This window comes from Pseudomonas sp. DF5 (genome assembly GCF_058148225.1).
Genome location: NZ_JBYVYM010000013.1, coordinates 21,331 through 43,263 on the forward strand (window position 1 = coordinate 21,331; position 21,933 = coordinate 43,263).

Here is a 21,933-nt window from a genome sequence, read left to right on the forward strand (position 1 = left end):
TCATAGCCGATGCTGTCAAGTGGCTGACAGAGCAGGCCGGCAATCGGTTGCATTTAATCGGCCGGCAATGAAAAACAGCCTCGAAATTCACGCCCGGCACGCTAAACTGCGCACCTTGGCCGACACTGGCCGGACCGGTTGAGGGCCAAAGCGCCCTGAAACCCACGAATTTCTATAAAGAGTACTGATCATGACTCAAGTCAAACTGTCTACCAACTTCGGCGACATCGTTCTGCAACTGAACGCTGAAAAGGCACCGCTGACCGTTGCCAACTTCATCGAATACGTCAAGGCCGGTCACTACGAAAACACCGTTTTCCACCGCGTCATCGGCAACTTCATGATCCAGGGCGGCGGTTTCGAGCCTGGCATGAAAGAAAAGAAAGACAAGCGCCCAAGCATCCAGAACGAAGCCGACAACGGCCTGCCGAACAAGAAGTACAGCGTTGCCATGGCCCGCACCATGGAGCCGCATTCGGCTTCCGCGCAATTCTTCATCAACGTGGCTGACAACAGCTTCCTGAACCACAGCGCCAAGACCGTTCAGGGCTGGGGCTACGCGGTATTCGGCGAAGTGGTTGAAGGCACCGACGTAGTCGACAAGATCAAAGGCGTGGCCACCACCTCCAAGGCCGGTCATCAGGACGTACCAGCAGACGACGTGATCATCGAGAAAGCCGAGATCATCGAAGCGTGATACTGCTGATTTCAGACTTGCATCTGGAAGAGGAGCGCCCGGACATTACCCGGGCGTTTCTGGATTTGCTCGCTGGACGCGCCCGCTCGGCGAGTGCGTTGTACATTCTGGGCGACTTTTTCGAGGCGTGGATTGGCGACGATGCCATGACAGCCTTCCAGCGTTCCATCTGCCAAGCCCTGCGGAACTTAAGCGACAGCGGCACGGCCATTTTCCTGATGCACGGCAATCGCGACTTCATGCTCGGCAAGGCCTTCTGCAAAGCGGCCGGCTGTACCTTGCTCAAAGATCCGAGTGTCGTGCAGTTTTACGGCGAGCCGGTGCTGTTGATGCACGGCGACAGCCTTTGCACCCGCGACGTAGGTTATATGAAGCTGCGGCGCTACCTGCGTAACCCGATCACCCTGTTCATCCTGCGCCATCTGCCTTTGGGCACCCGGCATAAACTGGCGCGCAAGTTGCGTAGCGAAAGCCGTGCGCAGACGCGGATGAAGGCCAATGACATTGTCGATGTTACGCCTGAGGAAGTGCCGCGGGTCATGCAGGCCTATGGCGTGAAAACCTTGATTCACGGCCACACCCATCGCCCCGCCATCCACAAATTGCAGATTGGCGAGCAGGCGGCCAAGCGCATTGTGCTGGGGGATTGGGACCGTCAAGGCTGGGCGTTGCAGGTGGATGAGCAAGGGTTTGCGTTGGCGCCATTTGATTTCACCCCGCCCCCACAGTTGGCAGCACCCGCGAACTAACTGCCGAACAAAAGAACCTGTGGGAGCGGGCTTGCCCGCGATAGCGGAATCACATTCAACAACTTTGTTGACTGATACACCGTCATCGCGGGCAAGCCCGCTCCCACAGGGACTGTGTTGACTCAATGACCGGCTGCTGCAGGCCCCGCTTTCGCCGCAAACGGCGGTTTCGCCAGCCATACCAGCAGAATCAAGCCCATGAACGCCCACCCCAGCAATGTGAAGTAATCCACGGTGGAGAGCATGTACGCCTGGCTGGTCAGCACATGATCCAGTTGCGCGTAGGCCGGGTTGCCCGCCCCGCCCAGCGTGTTCAACGCCTCCCGGGTCGCCGGCTCATAGGTGGTGATGCTTTCACTCAAATACGCATGGTGCTGATCGGCCCGGCGAATCCAGATCCAGGTGGTCAACGACGCCGCAAAACTACCGCCCAGGGTCCGCAGGAATGTCGCCAGCCCCGCGCCGTCGGCAATCTGGCTCGGCGGCAGGTCCGACATCAAAATGCTCAAGGTCGGCATGAAGAACAGCGCCACGCCAATGCCCATGAACAGCTGCACCAGGGCGATGTGCTGGAAGTCCACTTCGTTGGTAAACCCGGCACGCATGAAGCAACTCAAACCGATGCACAGGAACGCGCCACCGGCCAGCAATCGCAGGTCGAATTTGTGCGCGTACCGACCAACAAACGGCGACAACACCACCGGCAGAATGCCGATCGGCGCCACCGCCAGGCCAGCCCAGGTGGCCGTGTAGCCCATCTGGGTTTGCAGCCATTGCGGCAGGATCAGGTTGATGCCGAAGAACCCGGCGTATCCGCCCACCAGCACGATGGTGCCGATGCGGAAGTTGCGGTAGGCGAACAGCCGCAGATTGACCACCGGGTGTTTGTCGGTCATTTCCCAGATCACGAACACTGCCAGCGCAATCACCGAAATAGCCGCGCCGATGATGATGAAGTTCGACTCGAACCAGTCCAGGTCATTGCCCTTGTCGAGGATCACCTGCAACGCGCCCACCCCAATGATCAAGGTGATCAGACCCACGTAATCCATCGGCTGGTAACTGGTCTCTACCGGACGCGCCTTGAGCTGCTGGCGCACCACCATCACCGCGAAGATCCCGATCGGCACGTTGATGAAGAAGATCCACGGCCAGCTGTAGCTGTCGGTAATCCAGCCACCGAGAATGGGGCCTGCAATCGGCGCCACCACCGTGACCATCGCCAGCAACGCCAGGGCCATGCCGCGCCTGGCGGGCGGATAGACCGCGATCAACAGCGTCTGGGTCATCGGGTACAACGGCCCGGCCACCAAGCCTTGCAGTACCCGAAAACCGATCAGCTCCGGCATCGAGGTCGAGATACCGCACAAAAACGACGCCAGCACGAACAGCATCGTCGCCCAGAGAAACAATTTCACTTCACCAAAGCGCCGGCTGAGCCAACCGGTCAGCGGCAGCGCGATGGCGTTGCTCACGGCAAACGAGGTAATCACCCAGGTGCCCTGCTCCGAACTCACGCCCAGGTTGCCGGAAATCGTCGGCAAGGCCACGTTGGCGATGGTGGTGTCGAGCACCTGCATGAACGTCGCCAGCGACAGGCCGATGGTGCTGAGCACCAGGCTGGGCGGCGAGAAAGAGGCGTTTTTGCTCATCGCGAATCCTTTGGAGCTGAATTTCTTGGAGCGGGGCCGGCGCTGCGCCCGTTACAGGCGCAGCTGACGGATTGGCGAATCAGCGATGCGCGGTTTTGCTGACTGCGGCGCTGTTATCGTGGATCAATTGGGTGATCATCGCGTCGGCCTCGGCCAACTGACGGTCGTAGACGTTGGTGCTGAACGAAGCCTTTTGCGGCGGCTGTTGCGCCAGTACCGGACCGCTCTGGTCACGCAGGTTCACCTCGACCTGAGTCGACAGACCGACCCGCAACGGGTGCTTGGCCAGTTCTTCGGCATTGATGTGAATCCGCACCGGCACCCGCTGCACGATCTTGATCCAGTTACCGGTGGCGTTCTGCGCCGGCAGCAAGGCAAATGCACTGCCGGTCCCGGCGCCGAGGCTGTCGATGGTGCCGCTGTATTTGACGTCGCTGCCGTAGACATCAGCTTCGATGTCCACCGGTTGACCAATGCGCATGTCACGTAATTGGGTTTCCTTGAAGTTCGCGTCAATCCACAGCTGATCCAGCGGGATCACCGCCATCAACGCGGTGCCCGGCTGGACACGCTGACCGAGTTGCACGGTACGTTTGGCGACATAACCGGTGACCGGCGCGATCAAGGTGCTGCGGGCATTGTTCAGGTACGCCTGACGCACTTGCGCAGCGGCGGCCATCACGTCCGGGTGCGACGACACTACGGTGTCATCGACCAGCGCGCTGGTGGTCTTGAGCTGTTGTTGAGCGTTGGCCAGAGCGTTCTGCGCCGAGGTCAGGTCATCACGGGCGTGGGACAGTTCTTCCTGGGAAATCGCCCCACCGGCGGCGAGATTCTTCCGCCGATTAAAGTTTTCCTGAGCCTTTTGCACTTCGGCCTGCTGCGCGTTGACCTGGGCTTTCATGCCATCGACATTGCTGTACAAACCGCGCACCTGACGCACAGTGCGGGCCAGGTTGGCCTGGGCGCTTTGCAGACCGACTTCGGCGTCGTTCGGGTCGAAGTTGATCAGCACCTGGCCTTCGTGGACCAAATCGCCATCATCAGCGCCGATACTGACGACGGTGCCGGTGACCAGCGGCGTGATTTCCACCACGTTGCCGTTCACATAGGCGTCGTCGGTGCTTTCGCTCCAGCGGCCGAAGAATTGGTGATAACCCCAGACGCCGGCTCCGGCGAGGATCACCATGATCGTCAGGACAAACAGCATCACTTTGCGCTTGCGCGGATTGCTTGTGTCTTGACCGTTGTCAGGAGCTGGGGTTGGAGTTGTATCGGCAGTGGCCATGACAAGTACCTTGAATTAGTTGTGCTGCGTGGCTGGGCTTGCGTTGGCGGCGGTCAGGGTTTCGCCCTGAAAACCGCCACCCAGCGCCTGCATCAGTTGGATCGACAGGTCGATCTGCTCGGCATTCAGGTTGGCCAGCTGACGCTGGGCCTGGAGCAATTGCTGCTCGATGCTGAGCACGTCCAGGTAATTCCCGATGCCGGAACCGTAACGCTGGACCACGGTGTTGTAAGAATCCTGAGCAATGTCGGTGGCGTGTTGCTGGGCACCGATTTGCCGGCCGATATCGTGCAACTGGTTGATGGTGTCGCTGACATCGCCTAAAGCTTTCACCAGGCTTTTGTTGTACTGCGCCACCGCGAGGTCGTAATCGGCGTCGCGAGAATCGAGGTCGGCACGCAGGCGGCCGCCGTCGAAAATCGGCACCGAGATCGTCGGCGCGATGCTGAAGAAGCGACTGGCGGAACCGAACATCGCATCCCCCAGCAACGACTCCGCCCCCGCCGCCGCGCTCAGGTTGAGGTTGGGGTAGAACCGGGTCTTGCTCGCCGCGATGTTTTTGCTCGCAGCCTCAACCCGCCAGCGTGCCGCCACCAGGTCCGGGCGACGACCGAGCAATTCCGCTGGCAACACCGATGGCAACGCCACGGCGCTGGCCTGAAGGACTTTCGGCCGGGCGATTTCGCTGCCGCGATCCGGGCCTTTGCCCAGCAGCACCGCCAAGGCGATTTTCGCGCTTTGCAGGCGTTTCTCGGCGTCGATCAGGCTGGCTTCGGCGCTGGCTTCAAGGCTTTCGGTTTGCTGGAACTGGTACTGACTGTCGATCCCCGAACTCAGGCGACGCTGGCTGAGGTCGAGCATTTGTTTGGTGCGTTTGAGGTCTTCGCTGGCCAGGTCATGGATGATGTGCGCCTGCCCCAGATCGCTGTAGGCGCGGGCGACGTCGGCGGACAAGGTCAGTTGCGCGGCCTGCTGATCGACTTCGGCGGCGCGGGTCTGTCCCAATGCGGCTTCCCAGGCATCGCGCTGACCGCCCCAGAGGTCGAAGGTGTAATTGAAGCTGGCGCCGAGGTTACGCACGGTGGAATACGTTCCACCCTGCCCGCTCGGGTCTTTGTCGCGGGCCAGACGCGAACGGCTGACACCGGCGTTGGCATCGAGGGTGGGCATCCGCGCGGCGTCGGCGGCATACGCGGCGGCGCTGGCCTGATGGGCACGGGCGTCGGCGATTTGCATGTCGGGACTGTCGTGCAGGGCTTCGCGGATCAAGCCGTCGAGCTGCGGGTCGCCGAGGCTTTTCCACCAGTCGCTTTTCGGCCATGCGGCGGGTGTCAGGGTCACGCCATTGAGCGACTGCCCGGCCTTGAGGTTCTTCGCATCGAGGCTCACGCCTTCAGTGCTCAGGCCACTGTAACTGGCGCAACCGGCGACGCTCATGGCCAACAACACCAGGCTCAGTCCGGTACGCAGGCGTTTACTGTTCATGGCCACCTACCCGCAGCAAGGTGATTGAGTCACCCGCCGCTACCAGGATTTTCTTCAGGATGTGTTCCAGGGCTTTCAATTCTTCCGGGGTGATGGCCCCGGCCAGTTCATTCATGGCGTCGGCGCCGATTTCCGGCAGACGGTCAGTCAACTGTTGACCTTGTTCAGTCAGCACCAGTTGCACCTGACGGCGATCCGCCTCGGAGCGTTGGCGGGCGAGGAAACCTTTCTGTTCCAGACGATCGAGCATGCGGGTCATCGAACCACTGTCCAGCGACAGGTGACGGCACAGCTCAGCCGGGGTATCGACACCGAACTGGGCCATGATGATCAGCACTTTGAACTGCGCGGCGGTGATGCCGTGGGGTTCCATGTGCGTGTCGATGATCCGGTCCTTGAGCAGCGCGGCGCGTCCGAGCAAGAGGCCGAGATGGCAATTATGGAAATCGTATGAGGAGAAATGTTTCATCTGGCCACCGATTAGCTGCCTAGGCAGTGAATGTATGTCGAGATATTACTGCTTAGGCAGCGAATGTCAACGCAATCGTTAGGATGCTTCGTATTCGACTGATAAAAGGCGCACGACCGACCACCACAAATCTCTGTGGCGAGGGGGCTTGTCGGAACGCCGCACCGCCCCGTTCGGCTGCGAAGCAGTCGTCGCTTTTCGATTTGCAGGGTTTCAGAAGGAATGAAATGGCAAGTTTTGGGGCCGCTGCGCGGCCCAACGGGGGCAAGCCCCCTCGCCACAGGGATCGCGCAGGGGGTTAGAAATCCCGCTTGTAGAAGATGTCCAGCGAACTGGCCACGCCGCTGGCGGCTTCGAGGTAGACTTTTTTGCTCAGCTTGTAACGCAAGGCGATGGTATTGGCCGGTTCAAACACGCCTACGCCATAACGCAGGCTGAGCTTCTCGGAGATGTTGCCGCTGGCCACCACACTGGTGGTGTTGCCGCTGCCCTGGGTATCGAGCTGGAAGTCTTGAATGCCCAGGTCTTTGGCCAACCCACTGGTCACGCCGGAGCTGCCCATCAAACCCAAGCCGAGGGCGGCTTGTGCAAGCATGTTGTTGTCTTCACCGGTGGTACTCAGCGGACGCCCCAGCACCAGGTAGGACAACGCCTGCTCCTGACTCATCGCCGGTTCGGAGAAGATCTGCGTGGTCGGCTGTTCGGCACTGCCGCTCAAGCGAATGCCAGCGATCACGTCGTCGGTCTGGCGAATCGCTTCGATGTCCAGGTACGGCTGATCGATGGGACCGGCAAACAGCAAGCGGGCCCGACGCACCGTCAGCCGCTGGCCGTAGGCGCGATAACGCCCGTCGTTGAGCCAGAGCTCGCCACGGGTGTCCATGTTGTCGCCGATGTGCACATGACCTTGCAGGTTGGCGGTCAGGCCAAATCCGGCAAAGCTTAGTTTGTCGTCCCCGACCACCACGTCGATGTCCATCGCCACGGCCATCGGCGGCTTGCCCTCTTCGGTCTGCTGACCGACGATCACCGTGTCATCGGAGACCTTGACCGTCGACGGCGGCAGCTCGCGCACGGTGATTTCGCCCTTTGGCACCAGCACCTTGCCGACGATCGCCAGTTTGTCGTCCCTCACGGAGATCTTCAGGTCCGGCGCGACTTCCAGCGCGGCGTAGGGTTCGACGGTGACCGGCAACTGCGAGCCCTTGAGCGCCAGATCCACCACCAGCGCCTGGCCCCAGGCGATGTTGCCATTGAGGCTGCCCTGCCCGGCCTTGCCGCTTTTCCAGCCGCCGTTCAGCTGCACGGTTTCGCCGGCAATCACGGCTTGCAGTTGCAGGGCCTGGAGCGCCATCGGCAGCTCCGGCCCGGAGATTTCACCGTCGCGCAGCTCAAGGTTGCCGTTGACCAGCGGCGCCAGCAACCCGCCAGACAGCGTGCCGCTGCCGTTCAAATGCCCGGTGAGTTTCTCGACCATCGGCACAAACGGCCGCGCCACCGACAAATCCAGGCCATTGAGGCGGAATGAGCCGGTCAGCGGTTTGTTCTTCGGCAACGGGTTGATCTGCGCCTGGAGCATCAGCTCACCAAGCTTGCCACCGACGAAGCTGAGGTCGGTATCGATGCGTTTTGGCGTGAGTTTGCTGGTGAGTTTCAGGGTCTGGTACGGGAAGTCCAGCCACTGATCCTTTTCCTTCATGCGCAACGTGCCGCCGCTGGCATCGACGCTGATCTGGCCGTTCGGGCCGCTGGCCGGCAAGTCCAGTTGCAGGTCGGCGTTGAGCCGGCCCTGCCAGGCAAAATCCTTCGGCAGCCATTGCGCCAGGCTGTCGATCGGGAACTGCTTGAGGTGGTAACGCAGCTTCGGCTCGGGCATCAAGCGCTGGTCTTCGCCACACAGGCTGGCCGCGCCGGACATCCAGCAATGGGCACCGAAGTTGATTTGACCGTTCGCCAGTCGCTCAAGCCTGGCCGGATTTTGCAGCTTCCAGTCCTGACCACCGGCCTGGATATCGCCACTGGCCAGACGCCCACGCCAGTTACCTTTATCCAACGCGCCGTCGAGACCGAGCGCCAGTTTCAGCTTCGGCCCTTGCAGGTCGAGGATCAGTTTCTGGTTTTTGATGTCGCCCTGGCCGCTGGCGGTCAAGGTGCCCAGTGACGTGTCGCCGGTCTGGATGCCGCTGCCCTTGAGGTCGATTTTCGCCCGCTGGGCGCTGTCGAGGGTGGCGTCGAGATTGAGACTTTGCAGGCGATTGTCTTCAAAGGCCAATTGCGTGCCTTGCAGATCGAGCTTGCCTTGCGGTGCCTTGAGCGTGCCGGCGACATTGACCCGACCATTGAGCTGGCCGCGCAGTTGCGGCCAGAGTTGGGCCATACGCGGCATTTTGATGTCGATCTGGCCGGCGAGTTTCTGTTGCAGGCTGCCTTGGCCATTGATGCTGTTGTCACCCAGGCGAATCTGCAACGCGCTGAGGTTCCATTGCTCGCCGCCGCCATCGGCCTTGGCTTGCAACACTGCCGGTTGCCCGCGCAGTTTGCCTTTCAGGTCCAGGTCGGCGGTCAGGCTGAGCCTGTCGTTCTTCATCTCGCCCTTGCTGCGTAACGGACCCGCCAAGGTACCCGGCAACTCCGCGAGCCAGTAAGCCGGGTTGATCGCCGAGAGGTCCAGCGCGGTATCCCAGGCGATGCCGTCGGCAAATTGCAGGCTCAGGTGCCCTTCGGCCTTGCCCTGCCCGGCTTCAAGTTTGAATTGTGGCAGATGGATTTGGCTCAGGTCGCCGCTGAACGGGCTGTTCAGGCTGAACGCACCGGCCGGGCCATCCAGTGCGGCCTTGAAGTTACCGATGTAGTTGCCGTCGGTGTAGGAGACTTCACCGTTGAAGCTGCGCAGTGCCACTTGCGGCTCGTCGATCAGCGGATAGAGGCGGTGCCAGGGGAAATCCAGCCAGTCGATTTTCGCTTCGGCACTGAAGCCTTTGCTCCAGTCCAGTTGCCCGGTGAGCTTGAGGCTTTGTTTGTCATTGGCGGTCAGGTCGAGACCAGCGATTTGCGCGCCCTTGGCGTCGACCTTGCCTTGCAGCAACAACGCGACCGGGCCAAGCTCTGCGGGCAACGTGGCTTTGCCGAGCAACTGGTAGCCGTTTTTCAGGTCGCCGTCGCCGGTGAGTTCCAGTTGATTGAGTTGCAGGGTGTCCGGCAGCTCGGCGCTGGCCTTGAAGCCGTCAGCGGTGATGCGTACTTTGGCCGGCAGGTTTTCCACCAGCGGCTGCAATTCACCGGTCAACTGCCCGTTCAGGTAACCGCTGCTGTCGGCTTTCAGGTTCAGGGTTTTCAGCAGATCGCCGTCGACCTTCAAAGCCAGTGCCCAGGGCTCGGTGCCCGGCGCCGGCAAGGTCAGTTTGCCTTCGGCGGTCAGCGGCCAGTTGCCGCTCGGTTGCAACAGGCCGGACAGGTTCAGGCTCAGCTCATCCCGCTGCAAGTGCACCGAGTCGATCTGCAAACCCTGTTCGGTCCAGTGCGCCGCCAGTTGCAGGCCTTTGAGTTCTTCGCTGCCATTGAACAGCAGACGGCCGACCTTGACGTCACCCAGCTCGATGGCCAGTGGCAGCTTCAAATCCGGAAGGCTGATCGGCCCGCTGCTTTGCTCTTCTGCGCCTGGCGGGAATTGCAGGCTGACCTGCTCGGCCTGCAATTGCTCGATGCACAGCGTCATGCGCGTCAGGCACAGCGGCGACCAGGCGAAAATCGCCTGGTTCAGCTCAACCCGGCTGTTGTCCTGCTGCCACAGCAGATGGTCGGCGCTCCACTGTCCACCCAAACGGCCCTGGAAATTTTCCACGGTCAAACCCGGTACAAACCCGAGCGCCCAGCGGCTGCCAGTCGCCGTGCCCAGCACGGTGATCAAGGCCAGCACGATCAGCATCAACAGTGCCGGGATCGCCAGCAGCGCTATTTTCAAACCACGCTTCACAGCTCAGGCCCCATGGAAAAGTGCAGTCGAATGCCGCCGTCGTCGTCCATCGCGTGAGCCAGGTCGAGGCGAATCGGCCCCACCGGTGAGACCCAGCGTACGCCAATACCGACGCCGGTCTTCAGGTTCGGCAGTTCGAGGGTGTTGAAGGAGTTGCCCTGGTCGATGAAGGTTGCGACCCGCCATTTTTCGGCGATGGAGTATTGATACTCGACGCTGCCGGCCACCATGTAACGGCCACCGATACGGTCGCCATCGGAGTTCTCCGGGGACAGGCTCTGGTAGTCGTAACCGCGCACGCTCTGATCGCCACCGGCGAAGAAGCGTAAGGATGGCGGCACCGACTTGTAACCGTTGGTGGCGCTGCCGCCGACCTGCACCCGACCGAGGAAGCGGTGTTTATCGAAGACCGTGGTCAGGCCTTTGACCAGTGCCGTGCCATACACCAGGTTGGTGTCCGAACCCAATCCTTCCTTGGCCACCTTGGTTTCGAATTGCAGGCGATAGCCGTTGTGCGGGTCGATGCGGTTGTCGCTTTTCAGGTACGAATAGCTCACGCCGGGCATCAGCAAGGTGCTGAGCCCCGAGTCGTCACCGAGTGTGTATTCCTCGCGTTGCCATTTAAGCGACACCACCCGCTGCCAGCCGCTGGGCAACTTGCTGTGCCATTCGGGGCCGAGGGTCAGCAATTTGCTGCGGGAGTCGGTGCCAGCGATATCTTCATATTGATAGCCAGCGGCCCAGCGCAGTTTGTCGGTCAGCGGCGGGTCCAGGGGAATGTCGTAAAACACCCCGACGTTCTGCCGCGGTGCCGACAGTTCGGCTTCCCAGCCATAGCTGTCGCCTTGCGGGTTGACCCAGTGCCGGGTCCAGTTGGCCTTGATTCGCGGGCCGACGTCGGTGGAAAACCCCAGACCCAAGCCCATGGTCCGCGGCTTGCGGGTGTCGAGTTTGACCGCCACCGGGATCACGTCGTCCTTGGACGCGGTGGGCGCTGCGTCGACGCGCACGCCTTCGAAATAACCGCTCGATTGCAGCGCCTGATTGAGCTCGGCGATCAGTTCGGAGTCATAGGGCGTACCGGCCTTGAACGGCACCATGCGTTGCAGCAGGTCTTCGTCGAATGGGGTGTCGCCTTCAAAACTGACTTTGCCCAGCGCATAACGCGGGCCACTGTCGTAGATCAATTCGATATCGGCGACGCCCGCACGCGGGTCCACCAACAGCTTCTGGCGAGTGAAGCGCCCACTGAAAAAGCCGAAGCGCGAGGCCTGGTTCTGGATCATCCGCTTGGCGTCTTCATAATGACCATGATTCAGCACCGCGCCGGGTTTCAGCAGGTCGCTTTTGGGCACACGAAAGGATTTGAGCGAGGCGGCAGGACCGTCGACACGTATCGTGACGTTACGCAAATGGATCGGCTCGCCGGGATCGATGTTCAGCACCAGGCGCGGCGTCTTGCCGCCCTTCACGTCGCTGTCGATTTGCGGCTGGTAATAGCCCAAGGCCTGGGCGGCCTTGCGCGCCTGTTCTTCGGCGCCGCGACTGAAGCGCAGCAAGGCTTCTTCATCGCGATCGCCGAGGCTACCGATATAGCCCTCTATATTGGCCTTCAGTTCATCGTTGGACGGTTTGATCCGCACATCCAATTCACTTTGCGCCAGCGCCGCGCAGCTGGATAACAGCATCAGCAGGCCGCTGGTCATTCTTCCTGGAACATTCATAGGCGCGGATGCTATCACGAGCTTGGGAGCCTGATAGAGCCGGACTTGCCCCAAAAAGTTCGGCGATTACGCTGTTGCTGTTTGTAACACCTGCGGATTGGCGTGGAAAAACACGTGCTCACGAATCGGTCCTACGGCCACTTCGCCGATTTCCTCATAGCCCTGACGCTTATAGAACTCCAGATAGCGAGGATTCCCGGTGTCGAGGATCACACCCTGGGAGTGCTCATCGACCGCGCACCAGTTGTGCACCGCTTGCAGCAATTGTTCGCCGAAGTGCTTGCCCTGGAATTGCGGGTGAACCCCCAGCAATGGCAGGACGTGCACCGAGTCGGACGGCACGCACGCCATCACGGCGGCGTGGTAATCGAGGTAGCGTCGGGTACAGCGAAACCCGGTGCTGAGCACCATCCGCAGGCGCCAGGCCCAGCTTTCGGTGATGCCCAGGCGGCGTTGCGGCGGCGCGATCAGGGCGATGCCGATCAAGCGGTCATTCACCAGCAGGCCGATGGCCGGCAAATCCTGCACAAAGTGCTGTTTGATCAGTTCGCGCACCGTCGCCCGTACCCGCTGTTCGTAACCTGGGCGTTCGGCTTCGAACAGATAGCCGAACGTTGGCTCGTGCCGGTACGCCTGGTACAACAGGGACCGTGCTTCGCGGGAATAGCCGCTGTCGAGCATGTGAATATCGGCGATGGCGGTCGAGGTTTCGGGCATAACGGCGGATCTCCCTGGGGCACAGCTCAGATGGCTGCGCTCTTCTTGGTACGAACCTTGGGGTGGCTTCACAGTTCCCCAGACAGGTATAGACCAAGCCAGCATCTTCATCGACTGGGCTGACGCCTTCGCGGGCAAGCCACGCTCCCACAGTATCCGTGGCGTTCACAGATTTTGTGTACACCACGGATACTGTGGGAGCGGGCTTGCCCGCGAAGAGGCCGGATCTGCCAACACATCTCTGACAGGACACAACGAATCTCCTCACCCCACGCTGGCCCCATTCCTACATGTCAGCTAGCATCGCACTTTTGCCAGGACTGCCGACCATGAAGATCGTCTCCTTCAACATCAACGGGCTGCGCGCTCGCCCGCATCAGCTGGCGGCGCTGATCGAAAAGCATCAACCGGACGTGATCGGGTTGCAGGAAACCAAGGTCCACGACGACCAGTTTCCCCTGGCCGAGGTGCAGGCGCTGGGGTATCACGTGTATTTCCATGGGCAAAAGAGTCACTACGGCGTGGCCCTGCTCTCGCGCCAGGAGCCGATTGCGCTGCACAAAGGTTTCGCCACTGATGAAGAAGACGCTCAACGTCGCTTTATCTGGGGCACATTCGCCGATGCCAATGGCGTGCCGGTGACCATCATGAACGGCTATTTCCCACAGGGCGAAAGCCGCGATCACCCCACCAAGTTCCCGGCCAAGGAACGTTTCTACAGCGATTTGCAGCAATTGCTGGAAAGCCAGTTCAGCAACGACCAGCCGATCGTAGTGATGGGCGATGTGAACATTTCCCCTGAAGACTGCGACATCGGCATTGGCCCGGACAACATGAAGCGCTGGCTGAAAACCGGCAAATGCAGCTTCCTGCCCGAAGAACGCGAATGGATGGCCCGCCTGAAGAACTGGGGTCTGGTGGACAGTTTCCGTCATCTGAACCCGGACGTTGCCGACCGTTTCAGCTGGTTCGACTACCGCAGCCGCGGTTTTGAAGATGAGCCCAAGCGCGGCCTGCGGATTGACCTGATCATGGCATCCAGCGGGCTGTTGCCGCGGGTCAAGGACGCGGGCGTGGATTACGAACTGCGCGGGATGGAAAAGCCTTCCGATCATGCGCCGATCTGGCTTGAGTTGAGCTGATTCTACAAATTCGACACAAAGTTAATGTGGGAGCGGGCTTGCTCGCGAATGCGGCAAGTCAGTCGACGTCAATGTTGAATGATCCACCGCCTTCGCGAGCAAGCCCTCTACCACATTTGGAAATTGTCATCGTTCAGAAACTTTACTGACTTATTCTCCCGGCACTTTCTTTGGCTTATTAAGGTGCCGGCATGACCCTGCGCGTGTTGTTCCTGTTGCTGCTCGGCGCCGTGCTGCCGTTGACGGTGTCGGCCGGCGATCTGCCGACGCCCGAACACGGCTCGGTGTTGCGCATCCAGGGTTCCAACACCATTGGCGCGGCGTTGGGGCCGGCGCTGGTCGAGGGGTTGATGCATGAGCAGGGCCTGCTCAAGGTGCATCGCGAAACCCCGGACAAAGCCAACGAACAAAGCATCGTCGGCGAAACCGCTCAGGGCCGCAGAGTGGAGGTGGAAGTCGCGGCCCACGGTTCCAGCACCGGGTTCAAAGCCCTGAAAATCGCCTCCGCCGATCTTGCGGCCTCGTCACGGCCGATCAAGGACAGCGAACGACTGGATCTCGAACCGCTGGGCGACCTGAAAAGCCCGGTTGCCGAACAAGTCATCGCGATCGACGGGCTGGCCATCATCCTTCATCCGCACAATCCGCTGAAGCAGCTCAACACCGAGCAATTGGCACGAATCTTCAGCGGCGAGACGAAAACCTGGGAAGAACTCGGCGGCAGCGGTGGGACAATTCATCTCTACACGCGGGATGATCAATCGGGCACCTACGACACGTTCAAGGAGTTGGTCCTCGGCCCGCGTGGGAAAATGCTGAGCGGCAACGCGAAACGCTTCGAATCCAGTGAGCAATTGTCCGACGCGGTGAGTCTGGACCCGCAAGCCATCGGCTTCATCGGTTTGCCGTACGTGCGCCAGGCCAAAGCCGTGGCCATTGTCGATGGTGACTCCCAGGCCATGCTGCCGCTCAATAGCCTGATCGCGACGGAAGATTACCCGCTGTCCCGTCGGCTGTTCTTTTACCTGCCGCCGAACGGGGCAAACCCCTGGGCCAAGGCGCTGGTGAAGTTTGCCCAGAGCAGCAATGGCCAGGCGATTGTCGCGGCCAATGGTTTTATCGCGCAGACCGTTCAGGCCATGGCCGTCACACCGAATGCGCTGATGCCCGAGGGGTATCAGGCACTCAGTCGGCATGCCCAGCGGCTGACGGTGAATTTTCGTTTCGAAGAAGGCAGCGCGACGCTGGACAACAAGGCCCGCCAGGACCTGTCGCGGGTGCTCGACTATATAGAGCAGCACGACAAAACCAATCGGCAGGTGACGTTGGTAGGGTTTGGCGATGCCAAGAGCGACCCCGCGCGGGCCGACCTGCTGTCGAAACTGCGGGCCATGGCGGTACGGCGAGAACTGGTGAAAAGCGGTGTGGTGTTTCGCGAGATTCGCGGTTTCGGCGCCGAGATGCCAGTGGCGGCCAACAGCGGGGATGAAGGGCGGATCAAGAATCGGCGGGTTGAGGTTTGGGTGTATTGAATCTGATATTGCTGTGTTGAATGGGCCGACGCCTTCGCGGGCAAGCCTCGCTCCTACAGGAACAAATTATCTGTAGGAGCGAGCGGTGCGGCGATCCGACTTGCCCGCGAAGAACGATGACGCGGTGCTACTGACCGCTGCGCATCATTTCCTTAGGCACGTACTTGCCGATCTCGAACTTGCCAATCGCCGCGCGGTGCACTTCGTCCGGGCCGTCGGCCAGGCGCAGGGTGCGTTGCATGGCGTACATGTAGGCCAGCGGGAAATCGTTGGACACCCCTGCCCCGCCATGGATCTGGATCGCCCGGTCGATCACCCGCAACGCCACGTTCGGTGCGACCACTTTGATCTGCGCGATCTCGCTCTTCGCCACTTTGTTGCCGACGGTGTCCATCATGTACGCCGCTTTCAACGTCAGCAGTCGTGCCATGTCGATCTCCATCCGCGAGTCGGCGATTTTGTCGATGTTACCGCCAAGGCGCGCCAGAGGTTTACCGAACGCAGTGCGGTTGACCGCCCGTTTGCACATCAGCTCCAGCGCACGTTCAGCCATGCCGATCGAACGCATGCAGTGGTGAATCCGGCCCGGACCGAGGCGACCCTGGGCGATTTCGAAGCCGCGTCCTTCGCCCAACAGGACGTTTTCGTACGGCACCCGGACGTTCTCGAACAGCACTTCGGCGTGGCCGTGGGGCGCGTCGTCGTAACCGAACACCGGCAGCGGACGCACAATCTTCACGCCCGGCGTATCCACCGGCACCAGAATCATCGAGTGCTGCGCGTGGCGCGGCGCATCCGGGTTGCTCAGGCCCATGAAGATCAGGATCTTGCAACGCGGGTCGCAGGCTCCTGAAGTCCACCATTTCTTGCCGTTGATCACCCACTCATCGCCATCACGCACAGCACGGGCAGCCATGTTGGTGGCGTCGGACGAGGCCACGTCCGGTTCGGTCATGGCGAACGCCGAGCGGATCTCGCCGCGCAAAAGTGGTTCGAGCCAGCGCTGCTTCTGCTCTTCGTTGGCGTAACGCACCAGCACTTCCATGTTACCGGTGTCGGGTGCCGAGCAGTTGAACGGCTCGGGGCCCAGTAACGAACGGCCCATGATTTCCGCCAATGGCGCGTATTCGAGGTTGGTCAGGCCGGCACCCAGTTCGGACTCAGGCAGAAACAAATTCCACAGGCCTTCAGCCTTGGCCTTGAGTTTGAGTTCTTCCATGATCGCCGTCGGCTGCCAGCGATCGCCCTCGGCGACCTGGCGTTCGAACACCGCTTCGGCAGGGTAAACGTAGGTGTCCATGAACGCAGTCACGCGCTCACGCAGTTCCTGGACCTTGGGCGAATAAGCGAAATCCATGGCAGCTCTACCTTTTAATCAGGGGTTCAGAGGAGTTGTTCAGGTCATGCAATCGATGCTAGAACAGCTACGAAAATTTACCTAACCTATTCTCGGCGTGTATTAACATTCATCACCGATATATGATCGGCTGATTACCAAGGCCAAAACCGCCCCTACAACAAGAGAGCCGCGTAATGAATCTGAGCAAGGTCGACCTCAACCTTTTCATCGTCTTCGACGCGATCTACACCGAAGCCAACCTGACCCGCGCCGGGCAGATTGTCGGCATTACTCAACCGGCGGTGTCGAACGCTCTGGCCCGCCTGCGCGAAACCTTCAACGATCCGCTTTTCGTGCGCACCGCCCAAGGCATGGTGCCGACGCCGATGGCGCAGAACATCATCGGGCCGGTGCGTAACGCCCTCTCACTGCTGCGGGTGTCGGTGCAGGAAAGCCGCATCTTCAACCCGTTGCAGGCGGTCAAGACCTACCGCATCAGCATGACCGACCTTACTGAAGCAGTGATCCTGCCGCCGCTGTTCCAGCGCCTGCGACGCCTGGCACCGACGGTAATCATCGAGAGTTTCCTGTCCAAACGCCGCGAAACCACCAAGGAACTGGCGGCCGGGCGCCTGGATTTCGCGGTGGATGCGCCGCTCAACACCGATCCGCAGGTGCGTCACGTCAAGTTGATGGAAGACCGTTATGTGTGCGCCATGCGCAAGGGCCATCCGCTAGCGGGCAAAGAGATATTCACCCTCGACGATTACCTGTCCTTGACCCACATCCATATCTCCAGCCGCCGCAGCGGCCTGGGCTATGTCGACCTGGCCCTGGGCAAAATGGGCATCCAGCGCAAGATCGCCCTGCGCTCCCAGCATTACCTGATGGCGTCACAGGTATTGCAGCAGACCGACATGGTCATGACCGTGCCGGAACGCTTCGCTCGTCGCCATGATTTGTACTCGGTGAACCTGCCGGTCAAAGAAGTTCCGCCGGTGGAAACCCACCTCTACTGGCACGAAAGCACCGACCAGGACCCGGCCAACCGCTGGATGCGCGAGCAGATGATCGAGTTGTGCCAGCAGGTCACGGCGCACGAGAAGAAGCTGGATAAGGTGTAGGACGTTAATCCGCGTCATGGTTCTTCGCGGGCAAGCCTCGCTCCTACAAGGTTAGCGTCGAACCACGATTAAATGATCGACACCAAACCTGTGGAGCGAGCGGTGCGGCGATCCGACTTGCCCGCGAAGAGGCCCGTCACTACACAGACAATTCATGCCCCTTGACGTAAACGTCAACCTGACATTAGCTTAGCGCCATGACCTTTTTCGAGCGCTTCCATGAGCAGCCAGACCTATAGCATTTCCGACCTCGCCCGCGAGCTCGACATCACCACCCGAGCCATTCGCTTCTATGAAGAGCAAGGCCTGCTCAGCCCCGAGCGTCGCGGTCAGGAACGCATTTATTCGCCCCGTGACAAGGTCAGCCTGAAGCTGATCCTGCGGGGCAAGCGCATTGGTTTTTCCCTGGCCGAATGCCGCGAGCTGATCGAGCTCTACGACCCCTCCAGCGGTAACACCAAGCAATTGCACAGCATGCTGGCGAAAATTGCCGAGCGTCGGGAACAACTCGAGCAGCAACTGCTGGACATCGAACAGATGAAACTGGAACTCGACACAGCCGAAGAGCGCTGCACCCAGGCGCTGGAGCAAACGATCAAGAGCCAGCAGCTCGTGTAGGAGCTGAGCTTGCTCGCGAAAGCGGTATGTCCTTCAACATGGATGTCGACTGACCTAACGCTTTCGCGAGCAAGCTCAGCTCCTACAGGGCTCTGTGAACATTCATACAATCTCAACAGGTCGATTCCCATGTCCCTCCCCACCCACGTACGCCTGGTCGAAGTCGGCCCTCGCGACGGTCTGCAGAACGAAGCCCAACCCATCAGCGTTGCCGACAAGGTGCAACTGGTCGATGCGCTCACCGCCGCTGGCCTCGGCTATATAGAAGTCGGCAGTTTCGTCTCGCCCAAATGGGTGCCGCAAATGGCCGGTTCCGCCGAGGTCTTCGCGCAGATCCAGCGCAAACCGGGCGTGACCTATGGCGCCCTCGCCCCCAACCTGCGGGGCTTTGAAGACGCTATCGCCGCCGGGGTCAAGGAAGTCGCCGTGTTCGCCGCAGCATCCGAAGCGTTCTCCCAGCGCAATATCAATTGCTCGATCAGCGAAAGCCTGGAGCGCTTCGTGCCGATCATGGACGCGGCCAAACAACACGGCGTCAGCGTGCGCGGTTACGTGTCCTGTGTGCTTGGCTGCCCCTATGAAGGTGACGTCAAGCCTGCGCAAGTCGCCCGAGTCGCTCGCGAGCTCTATGCCATGGGCTGCTACGAGGTTTCGCTGGGAGACACCATCGGCACCGGCACCGCTGGCGCGACCCGCAAGATGTTTGAAGTGGTGTCGGCCGACGTGCCACGGGAAAAACTGGCCGGGCACTTCCACGACACCTATGGCCAGGCCATGGCCAATATCTACGCCAGCCTGCTGGAAGGCATTGCGGTGTTCGACAGCTCCATCGCCGGTCTCGGTGGCTGCCCGTACGCCAAGGGCGCCAGCGGTAACGTCGCCACCGAAGACGTGGTTTACCTGCTAAACGGCCTGGGCATCGAGACCGGGATCGACCTGGACGCCTTGATTCGCGCCGGCCAGCAGATTTGCGCGGTGTTGGGGCGCCCTACCGGTTCTCGCGTGGCCAAGGCTCGCAGCGCACAGTGACAACGTGGATGTGTCCGGGTGTTACCGCGTGTTCTGGCACGTGGGGCGGAAACGAGTAACACGGAAACAAATTGTCAGGTTTGGTACGGATGAAAAATCTCACAAAAAATCAAATCATTGATTTTAAAGGACTTTTCAAAGTTGGCACGGCTTCTGCTATCTCTATGGCATAACAAGAATAAAAAGCTGCAAACCAATAAAAATAAGACGTAACGACTCTGACATAACAAGAACAACACGGCAGAGACGCAGCTAACAGATTTTTTTGGAGAAGGTGTGCTTTTCAGGGTGCTTTTCGGAGTAACCCGCAACCGGGCAGAGAACAATAAAACTACCTTCAGGTAGCTCCCGAACTGGTTGGATCGCTTGGCGAAAAAGTAGATCAGCGCTCAAAAAAATACGTTTGCTCTTGATCCCGGATGGGGATCGACAAAAACAGCGGTAAAGGGCCACGGTTGCCAAAAACAACAACAGACCGCCCCTCAATAATAAAAAAAGAGCACGTACGACAAAATTAAAGGGGAGCTTCGGCTCCCCTTTGTGCTTTCCTGCCTTTCTATTTTTCTCGATCCACATGCGGGGCGGGCTTGCTCGCGAATGCGGTGTGTCAGTCAATATTGATGGTGACTGCCCCACTGCATTCGCGAGCAAGCCCGCTCCCACACCGGTTATGTGTCAGGCGTTTTTGCTGCGCAGCTCCTCGATGCTGATCTCGCGCATCCGAAACTTCTGGATCTTGCCGGTCACGGTCATCGGAAACTCCTCGACGAACTTGAAGTAACGCGGCGTCTTGAAGTGCGCGATACGCTCCTTGCACCAGGCCTGCAACTCCTGTTCGGTGGCGCTGTGGCCGGGATGGAATTTGATCCAGGCGACAATCTCTTCGCCATACCGGGAGCAAGGAATGCCGATCACCTGCACATCGGCAACCGCCGGGTGGGTGAAGAAGAACTCTTCAAGTTCCCTTGGGTAAATATTCTCACCGCCGCGAATGATCATGTCCTTGTTACGCCCGGCGATGCACACGTAGCCTTCGTCGTTCATGCTCGCCAGATCGCCGGTGTGCATCCAGCCAGCGTCATCGATAGCCTCGGCGGTACCTTGCGGGTTGTTCCAGTAGCCGAGCATCACGCTGTAGCCCCGAGTGCACAGCTCGCCAATGGTGCCGCGTGGCACCAGATTGCCCGCCTCGTCGATGATCTTGCTTTCCAGTTGCGGCTGGGTGCGGCCGACCGTGGTGACGCGCAATTCCAGGTCGTCCGACGGACCGGTCTGCAAAGACACGGGGCTGGTTTCCGTCATGCCGTAGGCAATCTGCACTTCGCTCATGTGCATTTCGCCGATAACCCGACGCATCACCTCGATCGGACACGTCGCCCCGGCCATGATCCCGGTGCGCAGGCTCGACAAATCAAATTCGGCGCGCTTGGGCTGATCGAGCATGGCGATGAACATGGTCGGCACACCATAAAGCGCGGTGGCTTTTTCTTCGGCGACAGCGGTCAGGGTCAGCAGCGGATCGAAGGCATCGTTGGGGTAAATCATGGTGCTGCCGTGGGTGACGCAGCCGAGGTTGCCCATGACCATGCCGAAGCAGTGATACAGCGGCACCGGAATCACCAGCCGATCATCGGCGGTCAGGCCGAGGCTTTCGCCGACCATGTAACCGTTGTTGAGAATGTTGTAGTGGCTGAGGGTCGCGCCCTTGGGGAAACCGGTGGTGCCGGAGGTGTACTGGATATTCACCGCCTGATCGAAATGCAGGCTGTCCTGGCGTTCGTGCAATTGCTCGATCGACACACTGGCCGCCAGATCGGCCAATTGCGACCACGGCAGGAAACCCGAGGGTGGCTGCGCATCCAGGCTGATGACCCCACGCAGTTCCGGCAGGCGTTCGCTCTGCAAGTAGCCGATGGATTGCTCCGCCAATTCCGGCACCAACCCTTGCAACATGCCGTGATAGTCGGAGGTCTTGAAGGCACCGGCGCAGGCCAGCCATTGGCAGCCGGATTGCTTCAATACGTATTCGAGTTCTGAACTGCGATAAGCCGGGTTGATGTTGACCAGGATCACGCCGATTTTCGCACTGGCGAACTGGCTGATGCACCACTGGGCGCAGTTCGGGGCCCAGATGCCGAGCCGGTCACCGGTTTGCAAACCCAGCGCCAGGAATGCTCTGGCGTGCAGATCAACAGCATCCGACAGCTGCTGCCAGGTGTAACGCAGTTGTTGGTGGCGCACGACCAGCGCCTCCCCGTTCGGGTATTGCGCGACGGTGTTATCAAACGCCTGGCCGATGGTCATCGCCAGCAAGGCTTTGTCCTGGGAACCACGGGTATAGCTGCGCTGCGGGTTTGCACTGGGTTGATCCATGACGACCCCTATTGTCTTTATT

At 60.2% G+C, this 21,933-nt stretch carries 16 protein-coding genes; 7 read left to right on the forward strand and 9 right to left on the reverse strand.

What is annotated here, in order from left to right; translation table 11 throughout:
* Positions 1-190 precede the first annotated feature (190 nt).
* Together AC30D7_RS13900 and lpxH are read left to right on the forward strand one after the other, a co-directional pair.
* Positions 191-697, forward strand: coding sequence for a peptidylprolyl isomerase (locus AC30D7_RS13900; protein ID WP_490134438.1), 507 nt, complete (start codon positions 191-193; stop codon positions 695-697).
* Positions 694-1,446 (forward strand): UDP-2,3-diacylglucosamine diphosphatase, encoded by a 753-nt coding sequence (gene lpxH, locus AC30D7_RS13905; RefSeq protein WP_490134439.1) that lies wholly within the window; start codon positions 694-696, stop codon positions 1,444-1,446. The genes AC30D7_RS13900 and lpxH overlap by 4 nt, the downstream gene beginning before the upstream one ends.
* Positions 1,447-1,568: 122 nt before the next feature.
* Here lpxH and AC30D7_RS13910 read toward each other — a convergent pair whose 3' ends face one another.
* The 7 genes from AC30D7_RS13910 to AC30D7_RS13940 form a co-directional block, all read right to left on the reverse strand.
* Positions 1,569-3,098: a DHA2 family efflux MFS transporter permease subunit gene (locus tag AC30D7_RS13910; protein ID WP_490134440.1), complete on the reverse strand. Its 1,530-nt coding sequence runs from the start codon at positions 3,096-3,098 to the stop codon at positions 1,569-1,571.
* A 79-nt stretch (positions 3,099-3,177) separates the two neighbouring features.
* Entirely contained in the window at positions 3,178-4,386 is a 1,209-nt protein-coding gene (locus AC30D7_RS13915; protein ID WP_490134441.1) for an EmrA/EmrK family multidrug efflux transporter periplasmic adaptor subunit, read from the reverse strand.
* Positions 4,387-4,401: 15 nt separating this feature from the next.
* Positions 4,402-5,871: an efflux transporter outer membrane subunit gene (locus tag AC30D7_RS13920; protein ID WP_490134442.1), complete on the reverse strand. Its 1,470-nt coding sequence runs from the start codon at positions 5,869-5,871 to the stop codon at positions 4,402-4,404.
* The gene (locus AC30D7_RS13925) at positions 5,861-6,340 is read right to left on the reverse strand and encodes a MarR family winged helix-turn-helix transcriptional regulator (protein ID WP_490134443.1); all 480 of its coding nucleotides are present in this window, start codon (positions 6,338-6,340) and stop codon (positions 5,861-5,863) included. Before AC30D7_RS13925 ends, AC30D7_RS13920 begins: the two co-directional genes overlap by 11 nt.
* Positions 6,341-6,638: 298 nt before the next feature.
* A complete protein-coding gene (locus tag AC30D7_RS13930; protein WP_490134444.1) occupies positions 6,639-10,313 on the reverse strand; it encodes a translocation/assembly module TamB domain-containing protein in 3,675 nt (1,224 codons plus the stop codon).
* Positions 10,310-12,037, reverse strand: a complete 1,728-nt coding sequence (locus AC30D7_RS13935) for an autotransporter assembly complex protein TamA (RefSeq protein WP_490134445.1) — start codon at positions 12,035-12,037, stop codon at positions 10,310-10,312. The genes AC30D7_RS13930 and AC30D7_RS13935 overlap by 4 nt, the downstream gene beginning before the upstream one ends.
* Positions 12,038-12,103: 66 nt before the next feature.
* Complete coding sequence (locus AC30D7_RS13940) at positions 12,104-12,754, reverse strand: GNAT family N-acetyltransferase (RefSeq protein WP_490134446.1); 651 nt, start codon at positions 12,752-12,754, stop codon at positions 12,104-12,106.
* Between the two features lie 329 nt (positions 12,755-13,083).
* On the opposite strand from AC30D7_RS13940, the gene xthA reads away from it, so the two are divergent.
* Positions 13,084-13,896 carry an exodeoxyribonuclease III gene (gene xthA / locus AC30D7_RS13945; RefSeq protein ID WP_490134447.1) on the forward strand — a complete coding sequence of 271 codons (813 nt, stop codon included), beginning with the start codon at positions 13,084-13,086 and terminating at the stop codon, positions 13,894-13,896.
* A gap of 191 nt (positions 13,897-14,087) precedes the next feature.
* Positions 14,088-15,428, forward strand: coding sequence for a substrate-binding domain-containing protein (locus AC30D7_RS13950; RefSeq protein WP_490134448.1), 1,341 nt, complete (start codon positions 14,088-14,090; stop codon positions 15,426-15,428).
* 127 nt (positions 15,429-15,555) lie between these two features.
* Here AC30D7_RS13950 and AC30D7_RS13955 read toward each other — a convergent pair whose 3' ends face one another.
* A complete protein-coding gene (locus AC30D7_RS13955; RefSeq protein ID WP_030130892.1) occupies positions 15,556-16,785 on the reverse strand; it encodes an acyl-CoA dehydrogenase in 1,230 nt (409 codons plus the stop codon).
* A gap of 176 nt (positions 16,786-16,961) precedes the next feature.
* Here AC30D7_RS13955 and AC30D7_RS13960 point away from each other — a divergent pair, with 176 nt between their 5' ends.
* From AC30D7_RS13960 to AC30D7_RS13970, 3 genes are all read left to right on the forward strand, one after another.
* Entirely contained in the window at positions 16,962-17,891 is a 930-nt protein-coding gene (locus tag AC30D7_RS13960) for a LysR family transcriptional regulator (protein WP_490134449.1), read from the forward strand.
* Positions 17,892-18,110: 219 nt separating this feature from the next.
* Positions 18,111-18,509 carry a MerR family transcriptional regulator gene (locus tag AC30D7_RS13965; RefSeq protein ID WP_007904077.1) on the forward strand — a complete coding sequence of 133 codons (399 nt, stop codon included), beginning with the start codon at positions 18,111-18,113 and terminating at the stop codon, positions 18,507-18,509.
* Positions 18,510-18,638: 129 nt separating this feature from the next.
* A complete protein-coding gene (locus AC30D7_RS13970; RefSeq protein WP_428636165.1) occupies positions 18,639-19,538 on the forward strand; it encodes a hydroxymethylglutaryl-CoA lyase in 900 nt (299 codons plus the stop codon).
* 675 nt (positions 19,539-20,213) lie between these two features.
* Here AC30D7_RS13970 and AC30D7_RS13975 read toward each other — a convergent pair.
* Positions 20,214-21,911 (reverse strand): AMP-binding protein, encoded by a 1,698-nt coding sequence (locus tag AC30D7_RS13975; protein WP_490134450.1) that lies wholly within the window; start codon positions 21,909-21,911, stop codon positions 20,214-20,216.
* Positions 21,912-21,933 lie beyond the last annotated feature (22 nt).

Excerpts from the sequence above, each read along its gene's own strand:
- AC30D7_RS13955 (WP_030130892.1), bottom strand. The coding sequence starts at position 16,785 with ATGGATTTCGCTTATTCGCCCAAGGTCCAGGAACTGCGTGAGCGCGTG.
- AC30D7_RS13950 (WP_490134448.1), top strand. The coding sequence starts at position 14,088 with ATGACCCTGCGCGTGTTGTTCCTGTTGCTGCTCGGCGCCGTGCTGCCG.
- AC30D7_RS13910 (WP_490134440.1), bottom strand. The coding sequence starts at position 3,098 with ATGAGCAAAAACGCCTCTTTCTCGCCGCCCAGCCTGGTGCTCAGCACC.
- AC30D7_RS13925 (WP_490134443.1), bottom strand. The coding sequence starts at position 6,340 with ATGAAACATTTCTCCTCATACGATTTCCATAATTGCCATCTCGGCCTC.
- xthA (WP_490134447.1), top strand. The coding sequence starts at position 13,084 with ATGAAGATCGTCTCCTTCAACATCAACGGGCTGCGCGCTCGCCCGCAT.
- AC30D7_RS13915 (WP_490134441.1), bottom strand. The coding sequence starts at position 4,386 with ATGGCCACTGCCGATACAACTCCAACCCCAGCTCCTGACAACGGTCAA.
- AC30D7_RS13920 (WP_490134442.1), bottom strand. The coding sequence starts at position 5,871 with ATGAACAGTAAACGCCTGCGTACCGGACTGAGCCTGGTGTTGTTGGCC.
- AC30D7_RS13975 (WP_490134450.1), bottom strand. The coding sequence starts at position 21,911 with ATGGATCAACCCAGTGCAAACCCGCAGCGCAGCTATACCCGTGGTTCC.
- AC30D7_RS13965 (WP_007904077.1), top strand. The coding sequence starts at position 18,111 with ATGAGCAGCCAGACCTATAGCATTTCCGACCTCGCCCGCGAGCTCGAC.
- AC30D7_RS13940 (WP_490134446.1), bottom strand. The coding sequence starts at position 12,754 with ATGCCCGAAACCTCGACCGCCATCGCCGATATTCACATGCTCGACAGC.
- AC30D7_RS13935 (WP_490134445.1), bottom strand. The coding sequence starts at position 12,037 with ATGAATGTTCCAGGAAGAATGACCAGCGGCCTGCTGATGCTGTTATCC.
- AC30D7_RS13970 (WP_428636165.1), top strand. The coding sequence starts at position 18,639 with ATGTCCCTCCCCACCCACGTACGCCTGGTCGAAGTCGGCCCTCGCGAC.
- AC30D7_RS13960 (WP_490134449.1), top strand. The coding sequence starts at position 16,962 with ATGAATCTGAGCAAGGTCGACCTCAACCTTTTCATCGTCTTCGACGCG.
- AC30D7_RS13900 (WP_490134438.1), top strand. The coding sequence starts at position 191 with ATGACTCAAGTCAAACTGTCTACCAACTTCGGCGACATCGTTCTGCAA.